Annotated in this window: 16 protein-coding genes; 11 read left to right on the top strand and 5 right to left on the bottom strand. The window is 58.2% G+C overall.

All coding sequences use genetic code 11. From position 1 onward, the window contains the following. The first annotated feature begins 237 nt into the window (after positions 1 to 237). The 4 genes from ABD796_RS24010 to ABD796_RS23995 are packed head-to-tail and all read left to right on the top strand — an operon-like array spanning position 238 to position 6,524. Positions 238 to 3,348, top strand: a complete 3,111-nt coding sequence (locus ABD796_RS24010) for an efflux RND transporter permease subunit (RefSeq protein WP_344912676.1) — start codon at positions 238 to 240, stop codon at positions 3,346 to 3,348. Between the two features lie 16 nt (positions 3,349 to 3,364). Further along, positions 3,365 to 4,612: an efflux RND transporter periplasmic adaptor subunit gene (locus ABD796_RS24005; RefSeq protein WP_344912674.1), complete on the top strand. Its 1,248-nt coding sequence runs from the start codon at positions 3,365 to 3,367 to the stop codon at positions 4,610 to 4,612. 30 nt (positions 4,613 to 4,642) lie between these two features. Next, positions 4,643 to 6,346, top strand: coding sequence for a hypothetical protein (locus ABD796_RS24000; protein ID WP_344912672.1), 1,704 nt, complete (start codon positions 4,643 to 4,645; stop codon positions 6,344 to 6,346). Positions 6,347 to 6,392: 46 nt separating this feature from the next. Next, positions 6,393 to 6,524 (top strand): hypothetical protein, encoded by a 132-nt coding sequence (locus ABD796_RS23995; RefSeq protein ID WP_344912671.1) that lies wholly within the window; start codon positions 6,393 to 6,395, stop codon positions 6,522 to 6,524. Between the two features lie 111 nt (positions 6,525 to 6,635). On the opposite strand, the gene larC is transcribed toward ABD796_RS23995, so the two are convergent. The 4 genes from larC to ABD796_RS23975 all read right to left on the bottom strand — a co-directional run bounded on the left by larC (position 6,636) and on the right by ABD796_RS23975 (position 10,216). After that, positions 6,636 to 7,694 (bottom strand): nickel pincer cofactor biosynthesis protein LarC, encoded by a 1,059-nt coding sequence (gene larC / locus ABD796_RS23990; protein ID WP_344912669.1) that lies wholly within the window; start codon positions 7,692 to 7,694, stop codon positions 6,636 to 6,638. Positions 7,695 to 7,700: 6 nt separating this feature from the next. Beyond that, positions 7,701 to 8,480, bottom strand: coding sequence for a nickel pincer cofactor biosynthesis protein LarB (gene larB / locus ABD796_RS23985; protein ID WP_344912667.1), 780 nt, complete (start codon positions 8,478 to 8,480; stop codon positions 7,701 to 7,703). Next, positions 8,477 to 9,328, bottom strand: a complete 852-nt coding sequence (gene larE, locus ABD796_RS23980) for an ATP-dependent sacrificial sulfur transferase LarE (protein WP_344912665.1) — start codon at positions 9,326 to 9,328, stop codon at positions 8,477 to 8,479. The genes larB and larE overlap by 4 nt, the downstream gene beginning before the upstream one ends. A 192-nt stretch (positions 9,329 to 9,520) precedes the next feature. Further along, positions 9,521 to 10,216 (bottom strand): GntR family transcriptional regulator, encoded by a 696-nt coding sequence (locus ABD796_RS23975; RefSeq protein WP_344912663.1) that lies wholly within the window; start codon positions 10,214 to 10,216, stop codon positions 9,521 to 9,523. 243 nt (positions 10,217 to 10,459) lie between these two features. On the opposite strand from ABD796_RS23975, the gene lipA reads away from it, so the two are divergent. From lipA to ABD796_RS23940, 7 genes are all read left to right on the top strand, one after another. Continuing rightward, entirely contained in the window at positions 10,460 to 11,347 is an 888-nt protein-coding gene (lipA, locus tag ABD796_RS23970) for a lipoyl synthase (protein WP_344912661.1), read from the top strand. A 37-nt stretch (positions 11,348 to 11,384) separates the two neighbouring features. Continuing rightward, positions 11,385 to 12,131, top strand: a complete 747-nt coding sequence (locus tag ABD796_RS23965) for a YutD family protein (protein ID WP_344912659.1) — start codon at positions 11,385 to 11,387, stop codon at positions 12,129 to 12,131. Between the two features lie 36 nt (positions 12,132 to 12,167). Next, a complete protein-coding gene (locus tag ABD796_RS23960; RefSeq protein WP_344912657.1) occupies positions 12,168 to 13,190 on the top strand; it encodes an efflux RND transporter periplasmic adaptor subunit in 1,023 nt (340 codons plus the stop codon). Between the two features lie 230 nt (positions 13,191 to 13,420). Further along, a complete protein-coding gene (locus tag ABD796_RS23955; protein WP_344912654.1) occupies positions 13,421 to 15,664 on the top strand; it encodes a methyl-accepting chemotaxis protein in 2,244 nt (747 codons plus the stop codon). A gap of 66 nt (positions 15,665 to 15,730) precedes the next feature. Beyond that, positions 15,731 to 16,039: an acetyl-CoA acetyltransferase gene (locus ABD796_RS23950; protein WP_344912653.1), complete on the top strand. Its 309-nt coding sequence runs from the start codon at positions 15,731 to 15,733 to the stop codon at positions 16,037 to 16,039. 155 nt (positions 16,040 to 16,194) lie between these two features. Continuing rightward, on the top strand, positions 16,195 to 16,407 hold the full coding sequence (locus ABD796_RS23945; protein ID WP_344912651.1) for a hypothetical protein: 213 nt from the start codon (positions 16,195 to 16,197) through the stop codon (positions 16,405 to 16,407). After that, positions 16,404 to 16,655 (top strand): hypothetical protein, encoded by a 252-nt coding sequence (locus ABD796_RS23940; RefSeq protein WP_344912649.1) that lies wholly within the window; start codon positions 16,404 to 16,406, stop codon positions 16,653 to 16,655. The genes ABD796_RS23945 and ABD796_RS23940 overlap by 4 nt, the downstream gene beginning before the upstream one ends. 501 nt (positions 16,656 to 17,156) lie before the next feature. Here ABD796_RS23940 and ABD796_RS23935 read toward each other — a convergent pair. Then, on the bottom strand, positions 17,157 to 17,963 hold the full coding sequence (locus tag ABD796_RS23935; RefSeq protein WP_344912647.1) for an NAD kinase: 807 nt from the start codon (positions 17,961 to 17,963) through the stop codon (positions 17,157 to 17,159). Positions 17,964 to 18,071: the final 108 nt, after the last annotated feature.

Here is an 18,071-nt window from a genome sequence, read left to right as displayed (position 1 = left end):
ATTGAAATCAGGCTTGGATGCGCGCGAAGCAAGGATGGGCTGTCGGGACATACCCGACAGCCTTGTTTGCGTTTTGAGCGCTCGCTTGGATTTGCAATTCCGCTAGGCCGCCTTTTACGGGTCATTTTTTGTCACAAAATGTACACATTTTATTCATGCTCTGTTCATCTTGATTCACGATCCGTTCATACAGCCCCGTTATGCTTAGAGCAATTATTCTGAACAGGGGGGAACCGGGTGAACGGATTTATCAAGTTTTCCATGAAAAACGTGGCTGCCGTTATCATCATTATCATTTTGCTGTTCAGCGGCGGCATGTACTCGGCATCGAAGCTGAAAGTGGAAAATATGCCAAACATCTCTATACCGTGGATCATCATCACATCCTCATATCCGGCTCCGCCGAAAGATGTGATGGACAAAGTCACGAAGCCGATCGAAGACAAGATTGCGAACGTCGAAGGCATCAACACCCTCCAATCCACTTCGAGCGACAGCATGGCGATGATCACGATCGAATTCAAGCAGAACACCAATATCGACAAAAAGAAGCAGGAGATCGAAGACCTGCTTCAAGACGTTGGATTGCCGGAAACGGCGACCCGTCCCAAAGCGTCGACTGTTGGCTTCTCGTCCATTCCGGCCATGTATTTGGCGGCTTACGCCGATGAAGGGATGAGCCAGTCCGAGCTGGATAAAATCTACAAGGACACGATCGAGCCCGGATTCAAATCCATACGCGGCGTAGACCACGTCGATTCGGTAGGCGTCCGCGAAATGACCATGGACATTCAGCTCAATGTGGACGCAATGACTGTCTACGGCTTTACCCCGGCTCAAGTATCCGGCGCCATCCGGACTGCGTTGTCCGACGGTGCCATCGGGGCTGTCGAGTTCGACGGCAACGCGAGGATGGCCCGAGTCAGCGGGGATATGAACAGCCTCTATGCCCTACAGAATTTGGAATTGGTTAGCCCCAAAGGCCAGACGCTACTGTTGAAGGAATTGTCGTCGATCCAAGCGATATCCGAATTCGACTTTATCGCGCGTTTGGACGGACAGCCTGCAATCGGCGTCAACTTGTACAAAACAAGCGGCGCGAACGCTGTCGAGTTCTCGGACGACGCAAGGGCTTTGATCGCCAAGCTCGCCAAGAGCGAGCCCCAGGTCAAATTTACGACGGTATACGACGGCGCCGACGTTGTCCGCGAATCGATCAGCGGACTGCTGAGGGAAGGCATTATCGGAGCGCTGCTCGCCTCTCTGATGATCCTGCTCTTCCTGCGCAACATCCGGATGACGCTGATCGTACTCGTCTCGATTCCGTTGTCCGTCGTCATGACGCTTATTATGATGCACTACTTGGGCATTACGCTGAACATTATGTCGCTTGGAGGCATGTTCATTGCGGTCGGACGGATCGTGGACGACAGTATCGTCGTTATCGAGAACACGTACACGAATTTGCAAAAAGCGCAGGAACGCAACGAGTCGGTCATCCTGCTCGCTACCCGTCAAGTCGCAATGGCGATAACCTCGTCGACGCTCGCCACGGTGGCGGTATTTGCCCCGATCGGCCTGTTGTCCGGTATGATCGGCGAGTTTTTCCGCCCGTTCGCCGTGACGGTGGCCTGCTCGCTGATGGCGTCGCTGATTGTCGCGCTCACCGTCATTCCGATGCTGGCCAAGCTGCTTGTACTCAAGAGCGGCAATATCAAGCATCATGACGAGCACAAAAGAGACCGGGTCACCTCGTTCTACGAGAAGGCGCTCAACTGGTCTTTGACTCACCGCATCAAGACGCTGGTCATATCCGGTCTGCTGTTTGTCATTACCGTGGTGGCGACCATTCCGATGCTGGCCATCGAGTTTTTCCCGGAGGACGGGGTTAACCGCAATATGACGTTCAACATGAAGCTTCCTTACGGGACGTCGCTGGAAAGCACGGACTTGCAGGCCAAGAAGATCGAAGAACTTCTGCGCGAAACCAAAGATGCGTCCGGAGAGCCCACGTTCACTTACGTGGAAGCGCTGGTCGGATATGGAGGGGACGGCAGCGATAAGCAAATTCCGTACCGCGCGCAGTTTTATACGGCAGTAAACGAACGAACCGACCCCGAGCCGGTCAAGAAACGGATTATCGATCTCATCTTGGCGGATCTGCCTCAGGGCTCCGAATTCAAATTCGCCGGGATGAACAGCGGTGGTGTATCCTCGTCTACCTTGTCGTACTCGCTCAAGGGAGACGATCAGGCCGCGCTCGAGCAGGGGGCCGAGCTGGTGCGTCAGAAGATGAAGGAGTTCCCCGAACTGACGGACCTCAAGGACACGCTGCAGGACGCCAAAACCGAAGTGAAGATTACGGTCGATTCGGCCAAGGCGCGGCGGTTCGGCTTAAGCCCCGCCACGATCCGGGAAGCGGCCGGCGCCTGGGTTCGCAAGGAGAATCTCGGCGATATCAAGCTGGACAACGTGCTTTATAAGACGACGATCGGCATCTCCCAGGCGGACAAAAATTCGCTCCAGCAAATCGGCAAAATGCAGCTGCAAACCCCGGACGGCGCATTCGTTTATTTAAACGACGTCGCCAAAATCGAGGAAGTGCAGGCTCCGGCTACGCTTAGCCGGGATAGCCGGGCACAGGTCGTTACGGTAAGCGCGACGATCAATGCGTCCAATAAGCTGCTGGTTACCACCAACGTGACCGCCGCGCTGGCAAGCGTCGAGCTGCCGAGCGGGGTAACGCGGGAAGTGAAAGGCGTAAACGAAGATATTAACGAAAGCTTCTCGCAGCTGTTTATGGCCATGACGGTCGCCATCCTCATTGTATATCTCGTTATGGTGCTTGCGTTCGGCAACGCCAGCGCGCCGTTCGCCATCCTGTTCTCGCTGCCGCTTGCCGTAATCGGCGGCCTGCTCGGATTGGCCTTGACCGGGGAATCGCTGAACGTCACCTCGATGATCGGCTTCATGATGCTGATCGGGATCGTCGTCACGAACGCAATCGTACTGATCGACCGCGCCCAGCAGCTGCGCCAAACGGGATACACGGTGCGGCACGCGCTGATTGAGGCCGGCATCGTCCGGCTGCGACCGATAATAATGACGGCGGGTGCGACGATCGTCGCTATGCTGCCTCTGGCGCTCGGTTTTTCCCACGGCGTCATGATATCCAAAGGGCTTGCGGTCGTCGTCATTGGCGGTTTGACGACATCGACGCTGCTGACGCTAGTGGTTGTGCCGGTCGTCTATGAGCTGATCGAGGCGTTCAAAGCCAGGATCGGCCGTATCGGCCGCAAGAAACGGATTCAGGCAGCGGCTCCGGCGGGTGCCGGGACGGACATATAGAGGGGAGACTAGCGACATGAAGACGACAGCTTTCACACAATACGGTTGGCGGATCACGGGGTCGCTGCTGCTGGCGGCGGCTCTGACCGCCGGCTGCTCGGCCCCGGCGGGGCCCGCGCCAGCGGCAACGGAAACAGAGCAAGGAGCGGTCAAGGTCGAGACGATCGCCAAGCGGAGCATGGGCAACCCGCGGGAGCAGGTGGCAAGTGTTAATGCGATCGTCCAGTTGGAAGTGATGGCGAAGGCCGAAGGGAAAGTCTGGAACGTGCTGAAGAAAAACGGCGATCTCGTAAAAGAAGGCGACGTTATCATCCGGCTGGATGACAAAGACGCTTTGTCGCAAAAAGAAAAAGCTGAAACGTCGATGCGCAGCGCCCAGCAATCCTTATCCAAATCGGCGGACGACTTCAACTCCGGTAAAACCGATATGGAAAACTCCGTTGCCAAGATAGAGCAGCAGGTCAAGGAGCTGGAGAAGGACTACAACAAAGCGCGCAACGATTTCGACGCCGGCGCGATTACCAAGCGGCAGCTGGAGCAGACGGAAACCCAGGTGACGAACGCGCGCCGCGATCTGGACGCTGCCCGTCAGAAGCTGGTTACGCTCAACAAGTCTAGCTCGCTCGCTGCCTTGCAGGCGCAAGTGGATGCCGCACGACTTTCCGTCCAGGACGCCAACCGGGCGCTGGAGGAATATGACGTCAAAGCCCCGGCTTCCGGCGTGCTGACCGATATGAACGTGACGGTCGGCATGACGATGCCGCGAGGCGGCAAGATCGGCGTCGTGCAGCAAACGGAACGGGTCAAGATCAAAACGGACTTATCGGAAGCGACGGCCAAGCTGGCCGCCGGCAAGCCGGAGCTGGTCGTCTATTCCAGCGACAATCCGGGCAAGCAGATCAAGGCGAAGGTGACGTACTTGGCCAACTTGCCCGACGCGGCGACGAAGCTGTATCCGCTCGAGCTGGAAGCCGATAATGCCGACGGATATTTAAAGCCGGGCACCCGCGTGCAGGTGCAGCTGACGACCCCCGAGGAAGAGACGGTCGTAGCCGTCCCGACCTTGAGCATCGTCCGCGAGGGCGGGGATGCGTTCCTGTACGTGCTGAAGGGCGATCAGGCGGAGAAGCGCAAAGTGAAGCTGGGCCGTCTGAACGGTTCGTTCCAGGAGGTGCTGGACGGAGTGAAGCCGGACGAGAAGCTGATCGTATCCGGTCAACACCGGCTGAAGGACGGGCAGAAGGTGGAAGTGAAGACGCCATGAAGCATAACTATCTGATACGGAGGGCTCGCCATGACAAACAATAGAAGATGGAAACCGGCACTCGCGGCCGTTATCGTGTCCGCTGCGCTTCTCGGCTCCGTGCTCCCGGCTTCGGCCGAATATGCGCCGACCGCAACCGCCGCTGCCTATACGCTTTCGAGCACAATCAGAGCCGAGCTGAAGACCGCAGCCGTCAGCAAAGGATCGGCAGGCACCCAACTGGCCGTCGTCGTCCGTCTCCGCAACGACGGAGGGACCCTCGTCCGGGTGCCGGACTTCGAGCTGCGGGCCGTCTCCGCAGACGGCCTCGAATATACGCTGCCGGCAAGCTCGGCCAACGCGCGTTCCTTGATGGGGAAGGAAAGCGCCGAGCTCTCGTATCTCATCACGATCGACCGGCCGGGCGATATCGTCTGGACCGCACTCAAATTCGTCGACGTCGATGAGTACGTATACCCGAAGCTGGAGAGTACGCTGCTGACCATGCCGCTCTCCCGCGTATGGAATTCGGCCAAAGCCGACTTCGATCAGCCTTTGGAGCCGACTGCCTGGGGAACGCCATTCACGCTCCCCGGCGTCGACTCCGCGATTGCTTACACGCCGATCGGCTATACGGAGCATAACGGTCCGGAAGGCCATGCTCATGTCGTCACTTTATCCGCTCGCAATACGGGCACCGTCGCCGATACGGTCGATGCGTTCCGGTTGGACGGCAAAGCGGGCGATAAGGTATACCCCGGCCAGCGGGTCGAGAAGGAGCCGATTACGCTTGCCGCAGGGGAGCAAAAATATGTCCATATGGCCATTCCGAGCGACCCAGGCACGGCTCTGGACAGCCTGCTGCTGATGACGACCGGCACGTTCTCGGCAGGCCCGCAGGCGTCGACCTTCGACGCGGCGGCTCTCAAGGTTGCCGTTCCGGCGGGGGGCACGGCCGAGCCGGTGGCCACGACGGAAAATTACGCGATAGGACAGCCGATCGCTTTCGATCCGCTCAGCAAGCTGATCGATACGAATACCGAGGTTTCGCTAGCGGAGCTGCATATGCATGAGAACGACGGAGCAGGCTTCAAGAGCGTCATCGCCAAATTCAAGATTCGCAACAAAGGCAGCGCGACCGTATCGCTGCCGGCATTCGGAGCGGAGATCGTCGGCTCTGGCGGAGCGGCATACACCGGAACCCGCCAAACGATGACGACAACGTCGATGATGCCCGATTTGAGCTATGTGGTCAGCTATTCGTTTATGGTTCCGGCAACGGAAGACGGGGAACGGTTCGCGATCCGGCTGCTGGACAATCAGACGACCGCTCCATACGGCAGCGCGATCGCTTCCATCCGTACGAAGGTGCAGACCGAAAGCGAAAGCGATACGCTTTCCTTCTATCCGTATAACGTGAAGATCGACTACTGGACGGTTAACGGCATGTACAATGCGGCGACGGGTTACTCGTACCGGATGAAGCTCGATATCGGGCTGGAGCGGGTAGAAGACGTGGTCGTGGATCAAAACTTCTCGAAGATGAAAATCGAGCTGACCGATTCGCTCGGTCGCGCCATCGGCTCGGAGACGATTCCGTTCACGGGGACGAACAAGCTGATCAGCGGGCAGCAGGACATTACGTTCGCCAATCTGCACACGGATACGTACCAGTATCCGCTTATCGTCAAAGTTTACGAAACGATCGATACGCCTAACGGCGAAGCGAGTCGTCTGGTGAAGACGCTGAAGTAATCGAAACGGCCAGGGTTCTGCGCTCGGACAAACGTTAAAGGCATTGATGCAGGACGAGTCCACCGGCGACCGTTTGCAAAATACGTCGGTAACGACGGTTGCCCGCCTTGGGGAGCATTGGGAATATGCGCTTTACGATTGCGTCCGGCATCTCCAGCCCGAGCGCAAAAAAGCGTAAGCCGCCTTTGCGGACAAACGGCTGTTACGACCGAAAAAAACAGGCTTGCCGAGGATCGAATCCTTGAGCAAGCCTGTTTCTATGCGTACCCTTGTCGGGATGAGCGGTTCCTTAATGCTTCGGGCTCGCCCCTGTTCTGTGCTCGTCGTCGTGCCTGTGCTCATGGCCATGGTGATGAGAGCCATGCACGTGATGATCATGGTCGTCATGATCATCATGACCGTCGTGATGATCGCGGTCATCGTGATGGCTATGGTCGTCATGATCATGATGGTGGTCGTGGTGGTCATGATGATGATCGTGCTCATGACCATGATGATGGTGTCCATGCCCATGCCCATGATCGAGCCCGTCGTCCCCATGGTGATGGTGATGATGCTCTTCATGGCCGTGTTCGGCATGCAGGTGCAGGTTGGGTGCGGTCCATTTGGCGGCGTACGCGTCGATTTTGCCGACGACGACGCGGAGCACGTTCGGCTGGTTCGGCAGATCGCGCGTGCCGGCTCCGTAGCCGATCGATTCCACCACCATGGGCGGTAATCCTTTAGAGAACCCGTTGACGACCGCTGCTACGATGCCGGCGCCGGTCGGCGTCGTCATCTCCATGGCGTAATCCGTCGGGGCGATCGGCAGGCCGCGCATCATTTCCAGCGTAGCCGGGGCGGGAACCGGGTACAAGCCGTGATCGCAGCGTACGGTGCCCGAGCCGAGCGGAACCGGGGAGCAATAAATATGGTCGGCCTCGAGCGAATCGAGCGCCAGCGCGACGCCGATGACGTCGACGATCGAGTCGATCGCGCCGACTTCATGAAAATGCACCTTTTCGAGCGGAATGCCGTGAATTTTGCCTTCGGCTACGCCGATTTTCTCGAAAATGGCCAAGCTGAGCGCCGTAGTCCGTTCGTTAAAGCCGGCCTCCTGAATCATTTTCACGATATCCGCGTAATGGCGGTGGTGGGTCGGCTGCTTGTGGGGATCGAGCGCGACATCCATCTTCAACGCGGAAATGCCTTTTTTATTAACCCGCTTCCATTGCAGCTCGAACGGCTCGATGCGAATTTTTTGCAGCTCGCTCTCGACGTAAGCCCGATCGGCGCCGGCGTCGACCAGCGCGGCCAGCGACATGTCGCCGCTAATCCCGGAGAAACAATCGAAATATACGACACGCACGAACATTCACGACCTTTTCGACATATTTTTATTGATCATTCCCGCGCTGTATCCGGCCCCGAAGCCGTTGTCGATATTGACGACCGTCACGCCGGTCGCGCAGGAGTTGAGCATCGTCAGCAAAGCGGATACCCCCTGGAAGCTCGCCCCGTACCCGATGCTTGTCGGCACCGCGATAACAGGCTTGTCCACCAGTCCGCCGACGACGCTTGCCAGAGCACCCTCCATGCCGGCGACGACAACGATGACGTTAGCTCCGCGGATGACGGGCAAGCGACGAAACAGCCGGTGGATGCCGGCTACCCCTACGTCGTATACTTTCTCGACATGGCTGCCCATACATTCGATCGTAATCGCCGCCTCTTCCGCGACGGGCAGATCGGACGTCCCGGCGCAGACGACGGCGACATAACCTTCGTGCACTTTCAGGATGGGTTTTTTAAACCACGTCAGCGCCCGCGCCGCCGCATGATAAGTCGAGCCCGGTACGGCGGCCAGCACCGCCTCCGCTTTCTCGGCGTCCACCCGGGTGGCCAGCACCCGGTCGGAATGTCCGGTCAGCCGCTGGAAGATCGCTGTCAGCTGCTCCTTCGTTTTGCCTTCGCCGTATATGACTTCGGGAAAGCCGGTCCGCCGCTCGCGTTCCACGTCAAGCTGCGCGAAGCCGAGATCGTCGACTTTGCCGGCCGCTTCCGCCTCGGTCAGCTCGGCGATCCGCCGTGCTGCTTCCTCTACGTCCAGACTGCCTTCCTTCAGCAGCTTAAGCAGTTGTTCCAAGGTTGTCATCGCGCCGCATCTTCCTTTACGGCCAGCGGCAGCTCTTTTTTGAGCACCGCGTTCATGCTGCCGGTCTTGTAGCCGGCCAGATCGAGCGCCACGTAAGTAAAGCCGATCGAGGTCAGCTTCTGGTGAATCTGCTCGTGAAGCTCGATCACCTTCGGCAATTCGTCGGGCATGACCTCGATGCGCGCGATTTTATCGTGATGGCGTACCCGGACTTGCCAGAAGCCGAGCGCATACAAATAATCTTCCGCCTCGTCGAGCTGATCGATCTTGTACTTCTCGATCTTCGTCCCGTACGGAATGCGCGAGGAGAGGCAGGCGAAAGAAGGCTTGTTCCACGTGCGCAGTCCCAGTTCCTTGGACAGCTCGCGGATTTCGGTCTTCAGAAAGCCCGCTTCCTGCAGCGGACTGCGCACGCCCTGCTCGGTTTTCGCTTGAAGGCCCGGCCGGTAGTCCCCCAGATCGTCGACGTTTGATCCGTCCAAAATATACGGATAGCCAAGCTCTCCGGCAAGCGATTGCAGATGCGAATACAGGCCGGTTTTGCAATGGTAGCAGCGGTCCGGGTTATTCGCGACGAACGAAGCGTTCTCGAATTCCTTCACTTCGGTCTTGTGCAGACGCACGCCTATTTCCTCGGCGAGCTGCACGGCCGCATTGAATTCGCGGGTCGGGAACGTCTCCGACGCCGCCGTTACGGCCAGCACCTGATCGCCTAGCTCCTGATAGGCGCGCTTGAGCACGAACGTGCTGTCCACGCCCCCGGAAAATGCGATCAGCACGCGGCCCATATCTCGAAGGATGGCGCCAAGCCGCGCATCCTTTTCCTGTAGCGTAATTCCGGTTTCCATGATGTCCCCTCCCGGACGCCGTTTGAAGACCGGCATGCCGCGAATGCGGGCCGGCTTCGAAAAGGCTGGTGTCATAAGTGTATCATAATGCGTGTATCCCGCAAACCGGATACGGACGGTCCAAATGGGCTCCCGCGCGAGCGTGCAGGCCGACTGCTTCCCGCGCCGCGATGCGCCCAGACAGTGCTCGTCTTAATCGCGGAAGTAGCTGCCGAAACGCTCCCTCAATCTAGGGAACTCGCTATCCAGCTTGCCCAGATGCCGCTCGAGTAGCCCCACAGCGCCGTCCTCGTCCCCGCGCTTCAATCGGTCGAACAGCTCTTCATGTTCGTGCACGAGCGTTTTCGTCAGGACAAGCTCCTTCATGGCCAAATACCGGAACCGGTTCAGATGGCCGCGCAAATGATTTACGACCGCCAGCAGCGTCTCGTTGCCGGCCAATTGGAGAATGCGGCGATGGAATTCCTCGTCCAGCTGCAAAAACCGCACGACGTCCTGCTGTTCGGCCGCTTCGTCCTGCTCGTGCAGCAAGGCTTCGATCTGCCTTTCCGTCTTGGCGCGGTCGACTGCCGCCTCCCAATGCCGGGCGGCCAGCCGGAACGCGCTGCTTTCCAGACTGAAGCGGACAAAGCTGCTCTCGCGCACCTTCAGTTCGGATATAAAGGCGACCCGCTTGTTGCGCTGGGGCAGCACGTCGACGAGACCTTCGGACAAGAGCAGATGGAACGCGTCGCGAACCGGGGTGCGGCTAATCTGCAGCGACTCGGCCAGCTCGTTCTCGTAAATCGTCTGTCCCGGTTCCAGCCGAAGCGTAATAATCGAATCGCGTATCGCTTCGTAAGCCTGCTCGCTGAGCGATTTACCCGGAACGACAAGAAACTTGCTCAATAACGATCACCACACTATGCCTAAAAGATATAGTAAGTATACCTGTATACAAGTATACAGGTCAAGATATGATGATGACGTGCGGGGAAGCGAACAAATCGACACCTTTTCCAACAACTTCCCGCTTACGGACCTTAGGCTCGCTTCGCTACAATAGAGAGCATAGGCGTCACGTAAAGCGTGGATTGTTGTCCCTTTCATGATATAATGAACCTATTCGATCACAGAAAGCGGGTATCCACGATGTCGACCAAACAAACGCTCCGCAAGCCGGAATGGCTCAAAATCAAGCTGCCGGCAGGCGAGGATTACGATAATGTCAAGCAATTGAAAGAAACGATGCGTTCCAAGACGCTGCATACCGTCTGCGAGGAAGCCAAATGCCCGAACCTTCACGAATGCTGGGCAAACCGCACCGCTACTTTTATGATTCTTGGGGATATTTGCACACGGGCTTGCCGGTTTTGCGCCGTCAAGTCCGGATTGCCGACCGAGCTGGATTTGCAGGAGCCGGAGCGCGTAGCGGAGGCCGCTGAGCAGATGGGGCTGCGCCACTGCGTGGTCACCTCGGTTGCCCGCGACGATCTGGCCGACGGCGGCTCTTCCATTTTCGCCGAGACGATTCGCGCGATTCGCAACCGGATGCCGTTCTGCTCCGTGGAAGTGCTGATCCCCGATTTTATGGGTAACGAAGATTCGCTGCGCATCGTGATGGATGCCAAGCCGGATATTCTCAACCATAATATGGAGACGGTCGAGCGGATGTCCGACCGGGTGCGCTCGAAGGCGAAGTACCACCGTTCGTTGGAGCTTCTGGCCCGCTCGAAGAAAATGGCTCCGAACATACCGACGAAGTCGAGCATTATGCTCGGCGTCGGCGAGACGTGGGACGAGATTCTGGCCACAATGGACGATTTGCGCGCCGTCGACTGCGATATTATGACGATCGGCCAATATTTGCAGCCGACGAAGCAGCATCTGCGCGTGGTCGAATATTACACGCCGGAGCAGTTTGCGCAGCTGAAGGAGGAAGGCATGAAGCGGGGCTTCCGCCATGTCGAGTCCGGTCCTCTCGTACGCAGCTCCTATCACGCGCACGAGCAGGTCAAGTCGGCTCAAGCGAACACTTGAGCGAGGCATCCGCCAATCGGGGCAAGGAGGCGTTCCTTTGATTCATATCGGCAGCAAAACATACGAGCTTGTTCAAGAGCACAAAAACGGCTACAACTTCGAGGCGTTCCGGGACCGCTTCAGCGAGGTGCTGGAGCGGTACGACTACATCGTGGGCGACTGGGGCTACAGCCAGCTGCGGCTGAAAGGCTTCTTCAAGGAAAGCAATAAGAACGGCAACAAAGATACGTGCGTGACCGGCCTGCACGATTATTTGAACGAGTATTGCAACTTCGGGTGCGCCTATTTCATCCTGCGCAAGGTGAACAGCGGCAAGCCGCAAGCCGACCCTGCCGTTCAAACTCAGCCGGACGGACAACCTCAGCCGCAGCCACAGCCACAGGCTGTCGTCCACGCTCAAGGCGCGGCGCAGCCGCAGCCTTCGAGGCCCGCTCCGCAGCATCATCATCAGCGTGCCGAGCGTCATGAGCGCGGGGACCGGCAGCAGCGCCACGGCCGTTCGGATGGCGCGGAGCGCCGCGAACGCGGGGAGCGGCCTGAACGCGGCGAACGCCCGGAGCGGGCGGACGGGCAGGAGCGTTCGGAGCGCGGCGGCCGTCAGGACGGGGCCGAGCGGCGTGAGCGGACGGAGCGTCATGAGCGAGGCGACCGTGCGGAGCGGCAAGACCGCCCGGACAGGCAGCCGCAGACACAGCAACAGCAACAGCAACAACCGCAACAACCGCAACAACCGCAACAACCGCAACAACCGCAACAACCGCAATCTCAACAGCCGCAGAAGTAAGGCGGCAACCGCTACATTCATTCGGGAGGCGATCGCTTGTTTCAGGGCAAGGCAAGACGGTGGGCGTGCTGGCTTCTTCTGGGCACGCTCGCTGCGGTGCAGACCGGGTGCGCCAACGTGAATGCGGCCGGACAGGCGAAGCCGGAACTGCTCAAACCGGTCAAGAAGCAGGAAGACCTCTATGAGGTGAAAAGCGGGTCGATTGTGAAGCGGGTGGGCGGCACGGGATTGTTCGTGCCCGCTTCCCCGAAGTTTTATCAATATTCGGTCGGGGGCAAGCTGGCGGCGATCCGTGTCAAGCCCGGCGATACCGTCAGTCAGGGCGATGTGCTGCTTGAACTGGACCCCGGCGAGATGCCGATGAAGATCAAGGAGCAGAAGCTCGTCCTCGCCAAGGCGGAAGATACGCTGGCGGACGCGAGGAAAGCCAGCGATCCGGAGAAGCTCCGGCTGGCCGTGCTGAACCGCGATGTCGAGCAGCTTAAGCTCGGAGGACTCGAAGCGAGCTTGGAGAAGATGAAGCTCGCGGCCGACCGCAGCGGTGTCGTCACTTTCCTTGATTTTATCAAGCCTGGCGATACGATCGCTTCCTATAAAGACATTGTCGCCGTGGCCGATCCCCGGGAGATGATGTTCCAGTATTCGACGACGGTCAGCAACGACTTGTCCTCTATTGAGCGGGACGCGGAGGCGAATATCGTCTTCAAGGGCGTCGCTTACAAAGGCAAAGTGGTGCAAACGCCAAGAACCGCGCCGATCGCTAGCAGTACAGTCCAAAGCGACCGTAACGGCAGATCGCTTCTGATCGCTTTGGATGCGCTTCCACCTGATGCCGCGTTCGGTTCCCAAGCGGATATGACGATTGTGACGGACTCCAGGGAGAACGTCCTGGTCATTCCCCGCGTCGGCCTGCGCTCGTATCAAGGGCGCAGCTTCGTGCATGTGAAGGACGGGGAAAGCCGCAAGGAAGTCGACGTCGAGAAAGGGATTGAGACCGCTACCGAGGTGGAAATCCGCAAAGGGCTGAAGGCGGGACAAATGATTATTTTGAACAATTGACGCAGGACTTTCGGTCAGTGAACGAGGCTCTGTGATAGACGAAACGATCCCGAATTCGGGAAGTTTCGTCTTTTTTTATAGTTCTTTTGTCGGAAAAGCTCACAAAAAATTCATAGATATTCCCTTATAATGGAGAAGTGGGTTAGGCATGGAACAAGAAGAAAGCCCTTTCATCAAGAGCGGTAACGGTAACCCGGCAACAAAACGAACAAAAAAATGGGGGAATCGTGATGATCGGCAACAAAATGAAAGCGAAACGGGACAAAGCCGGGACGACCGGCTGGCATCGCTCCATCGGCATTAAGCTGTTCGCCGCTTTTTTGGCCAGCATCGTGCTGGCTTGCGGGGCCGCCGGCGGAATCGCCTATCAAATTTCGGCGGATGCTTTGAAGCAGAAGATCGGCAGCAACATGAACCAGGTCGTGCAGGACGCGGCGAGCAACTCCGACCGCTGGTTCAAAGTGATGGACGGCACGTACAATCAACTGGCCATCTATGCCGACAAAAACAAGTTTACAAGCAAGGACCGGCGGCTGCTGGAGCCGCAGACCGAGCCGGAGGCGACCGAATACAAGAAGCTCATCGCGCAGTTGAAGACGCTTGACGAGGAGATCGCTGCCAATACGGCCAAGGCGGGGAAGGCGGCCGATTCCGCCGAGCGGATCAAGCTTAACGAAGCGATCGCTCGCGGATCGCAAAGCCGCAACGGGCTGGTGAGCAAGTTCAACGAACTGAACCAACCGAAAAGCGAGCTGGATGCGGCGCTGAATGCTTACATCTCCGCCTATGCGATGACGAATGCCGATATGATTTACTCCATCGGCATGATTCGTTTCAACGGAGAAAACCAGACGTTCAGCACGACCGGGAAGGCGAGAGGGGACAACCTGTACGAGACCGACTGGGCGGCCGAGGTGCTTAAGGGCAAAGGCAAAAACGTATATTTGCCCTCCCGGGTCGGATCGCTTGTAACGGCCGACGAGGAAACGCGAGTTTTCGCCATTGCCAAATCGTTCTGGAGTCCCGAGGATCAGAAGTGGGCCGATATTCTGATCGTCGAATACAAGCTGGGCTTCTTTGAAAATTTGCTCAAGCCGATCAACTTCGGCGGCATCGGGGATATCCACTTGGTGGACCACGCGGGACATACGCTGTACTCGAACCGCCCCGGGGTGAAATTCGGCCAGCCCGATGCCGTAGCGGCCGGCGCACAAGGCGGAAAGGAAACGTATCTCACCTTCTCCCAGCCTTTGCAGAACACGGACTGGACGCTAAGCGGCGCGATTCCCGAAGCGCTGCTGCTGGAGGACGCCAGGACGATTCGCGACAGCCTGATCTATTTGGTGCTGGGCGGTGCGGCGGCTGCCTTGCTGCTCGGTCTGTGGGGGTACAGGACGATCGGCAGGCCGCTTATGGTGGCCGGCGGCAAGATGCGGCAGGCGGAGAACGGGGATTTGAACGTCAGATTGAATATGAATAGGCGCAAGGACGAGATCGGCGCCGTCAGCGGCAGCTTCGACAGCATGATGGAGCGGATAGCCGGCATCGTTGTGCAAACCGGACGATCGGCGGACCGGCTCATTCAGGCGACCGCGCGGATTAACGAGCAGGTGCAGCGCTCGCGCGAGGCGTCCGGGGAAATCGCCGTAGCGATGAACGAAGTGTCGACGGGAGCGGACAGCTTGTCCCGCGATGCGGAGAAAAGCAGCGTATTGACCGCCGATATGACGAGCCGGCTGGAGGATGTGCTGGCGGTCAACCGTAAGATGAAGGAGATCGCTGTCGAGGTCGAGGAGTCGGGGAAAAACGGAGCTGCCGCGATCGGCGAGCTGTCCCACCACAACGAGCAGGCCGAGGGCGTCGTTTCCTCGCTCAGCGATCGGATGAGCCGGCTCCAGGCGGGAACCGAGTCGATCTCCGTCGTGCTCGATATGGTGGCGAACATTTCCAAGCAGATCAATATATTGTCTTTGAACGCTTCGATCGTGGCGGCTTCCGCAGGGGAATCGGGGAAAGGCTTTATGGTCGTAGCCGGAGAAATCCGCAGCTTGGCGAACCAGTCGAAGGAATCGATCGCTTCGGTGGAGGCGGTCATTGCCGCCATCCAGTCGGATATGGACGAGACGAGCCGGCTGGTCGCGGATTCGCTGCCGATTTTCCGCCGCCAGAGCGATATTTCCCGCTCATCCCAAAATATTTTCCGGCATGTGGAGACGTCGATGAGCCGCTTTATGGACAGCTTCCAGCATGTATGGAATTCGCTGCAATTTTCGATGGAGGCACAGGCCGAGCTAGCCGGAACGATGATGCAGGTGAGCGCCGTATCCGAACAATCGACTGCCACGACGGAAAATGTTGCGAGCCTCATTCGCGACCAGCACGAATCCGGCGGTGAGCTGGTCCGTACCGGAGAAGAGCTGGAGCAGCTCGCCGAGGAGCTGCGCCAATCGCTGAAGGTGTTCCAGGCCGGCTGACGCGCACACCTGCATGGGCATTCGCATACAATGGTGACGTAATCAAGGAAACGGAGGGAAGTTTTCATGACAAGTCAACCCATTGCGCCCCAGCAGGTGGTGTATCAGGCCGAACCGACGTACGTTCAAGCTGCGAAGTCAGCCAAAGAAAAGCTGCACGGCATCGTGCATCACCATATGAACCGGCCTGTCCGGGTGCAGACGATAGACGGCCAAGTCCACCAGGGCTATATCACCCATGTCGACGACGATTATTTGTATTTGCGCGTACCGACGCAGGTTAGCCAAGATCAGCGGGCATTCGGCGCGTACAACAATGTTATTTTGCCACTTGTGCTGTATCAACTGCTCGTGATCTCGCTGTTGTACACGTAATCTGCGCGGCTCCGACGCAAAGCCTAACCGTCATCCCCGGCAGCCGCGTGCCAGCTTGAAAAACCAGGCTGGTCCGTTGCCGAGGGTGCGAACGAAGACTTTGCGCCGCAGCAACAAAGGGCGCCCCGTCCAGACAGGCGGAGCGCCTTTTGGCGATGAGCGGGACAAGCTTCGGACGCTTCGTGGCGGCCGTCGGGCGTCAACCATTCAGTAGACTGCAGCGTCTAACGATTATGGCAAAAATGGAAAAGGATGGATGGGCGATAAGGGGGGAAATCGGGGTTGCGGTACTGGGCGTCGCGGTGCTGCTGATGGCGGGCTGCACCGGGAGTGGCCCGGCCGGCAGCGATGCGGATTCGATGGGATGATGCGGCAGGGCGGTCTGGAATCGGTCCAATATATCCAGATGGCGAAGATTCCGGTGGAAGCGGACAAGATCGAGCCGCTGCTAGTGAACCGGCAGCCGGACGAGGCGATTGTCGCTAAAATCGTCGATTGGATTCGAACGGCGGGAGAAGGCAAGTCCGTGCCCCGGCCGAAGGGCCGCCGGCTAACGGCGCACGGCCGCCCGTACAGATGGGGATCGGATTCCGCGACGGGTCGTCGTCACTCTTGAGCCGGCGTGTACCTTCGAACCGGCCAAGAACGCGGCGGACTGCCACGAGAAGGAAGGTCTCGTCCGTCTGTATCGCGACCCCGGCGGTGAGTCGACGGTCATCGTCTCGCCGGATCTCGCTTACTGGCTGCTCCAAGATTACCGTTACGAAACGGTCAAGCTGGTGCGCGGCTTCGCACCCCGCGCCATAGGGACTTCCGCGCAAGGAGAGATGCTGCTGGCGCCGCGAGCGGAAGAACGGGTGAACCAGCTAGGAGCGCCAAGCTGCATAGGACGGGCCGGTGCTGGTGAAGAAAGAAGAAGTACGGCCGCAGCAATAACGGCAGCGAAAATAGCGACCACGAAAGTAACGGCAGACCTTGCGCAAGGGAGAGCCGGCGATGATCCGCACGGAAGCGGTTTTGTTGGCGGCGGATTAATTACGGGAATGCGAAAAACCGCCCTATCCGGTTTCGTATAGGGCGGCGCGAGAGGACGAGGGCGATCTGCCCTCTCCTTTTTTTATTCTACAATATCTCCGATAAACGACTCGCGCACCCGGTTCCAGAACGGGAACGGGCGGTAGCGGACGAAAGACACTTTCCGGTCCGCGACCATACAGCGGATGGAGATCAAGTCCGTCAGCTGCATGTTCAAATGGTCGAGCGTCAGCAATATTTTTTGCCCCTTCTTCGGGGAAATGTCGCAATGATGATGCTTCGGTAAGACGATAGAAGAGCCTAGCGAACGGTACACCCGGTTGTTCAGCGAAGCCATCTCGGCAATTTGCACCGCCTCCAGCGAAGGATGCAGGATCGCTCCGTTCAGGCTGCGGTTATAGCCCGTGCTGCCGGTCGGCGTGGAGATGCATATTCCGTCGCCGCGGAACATCTCGAACCGCTCGTCATTGATCCGCAGTTCGGCGACAAGCGTTCCTTCGACCCCTTTAAGCGTACATTCGTTCAGCGCCAAATACGTTTCCGTACCCTGCTCGGCGACGATCTGGATTTCGATGATCGGGTATTTCACCGTGCGAATCGGCTCGGCCGATTCCGTCGCCATATGGCGGAGCAGCGTCTCCAGCTCCATCGGCTTCCAATCGGCGTAAAAGCCCAGATGGCCGGTATGGATGCCGACGAAGGACGTCTGGTCCAGCTTGTCGGCATACAGATGGAAGGCGTGCAGCATCGTCCCGTCGCCCCCGATCGAGACGACGATGTCGGGGTTTTCCGGGTCGAGCTTCAAACCGCATTCCGCAGCCAACTCGTGAAACCGTTCCATCGTGCGGACGGATGTCTCGTCTCCGCGGTTCACTATGTTGTACTTCACACGTTATCCTCCTCATGCCTCCGCTTTGTCCTACCCACCATCATAATCAATATTGCCGATCAAAACAATGGCGGTTCGCGATTGCTGCAGGATTTGGCGGAGTTGCAG

The sequence above is a fragment of the Paenibacillus hodogayensis genome, assembly GCF_039536325.1.
Taxonomy (GTDB): Bacteria; Bacillota; Bacilli; order Paenibacillales; family NBRC-103111; genus Paenibacillus_AB; species Paenibacillus_AB hodogayensis.
Note: the sequence above shows the minus strand (reverse complement) of the source record. Positions and strands in the feature narration are given on the sequence as shown.

Coding starts and splice junctions, on each gene's coding strand:
- larB (WP_344912667.1), bottom strand. CDS start 8,480: ATGACAACCTTGGAACAACTGCTTAAGCTGCTGAAGGAAGGCAGTCTG.
- ABD796_RS24000 (WP_344912672.1), top strand. CDS start 4,643: ATGACAAACAATAGAAGATGGAAACCGGCACTCGCGGCCGTTATCGTG.
- ABD796_RS23950 (WP_344912653.1), top strand. CDS start 15,731: ATGACAAGTCAACCCATTGCGCCCCAGCAGGTGGTGTATCAGGCCGAA.
- ABD796_RS23945 (WP_344912651.1), top strand. CDS start 16,195: ATGAGCGGGACAAGCTTCGGACGCTTCGTGGCGGCCGTCGGGCGTCAA.
- ABD796_RS23955 (WP_344912654.1), top strand. CDS start 13,421: ATGATCGGCAACAAAATGAAAGCGAAACGGGACAAAGCCGGGACGACC.
- ABD796_RS23995 (WP_344912671.1), top strand. CDS start 6,393: ATGCAGGACGAGTCCACCGGCGACCGTTTGCAAAATACGTCGGTAACG.
- ABD796_RS24005 (WP_344912674.1), top strand. CDS start 3,365: ATGAAGACGACAGCTTTCACACAATACGGTTGGCGGATCACGGGGTCG.
- larE (WP_344912665.1), bottom strand. CDS start 9,328: ATGGAAACCGGAATTACGCTACAGGAAAAGGATGCGCGGCTTGGCGCC.
- ABD796_RS23940 (WP_344912649.1), top strand. CDS start 16,404: ATGATGCGGCAGGGCGGTCTGGAATCGGTCCAATATATCCAGATGGCG.
- lipA (WP_344912661.1), top strand. CDS start 10,460: ATGTCGACCAAACAAACGCTCCGCAAGCCGGAATGGCTCAAAATCAAG.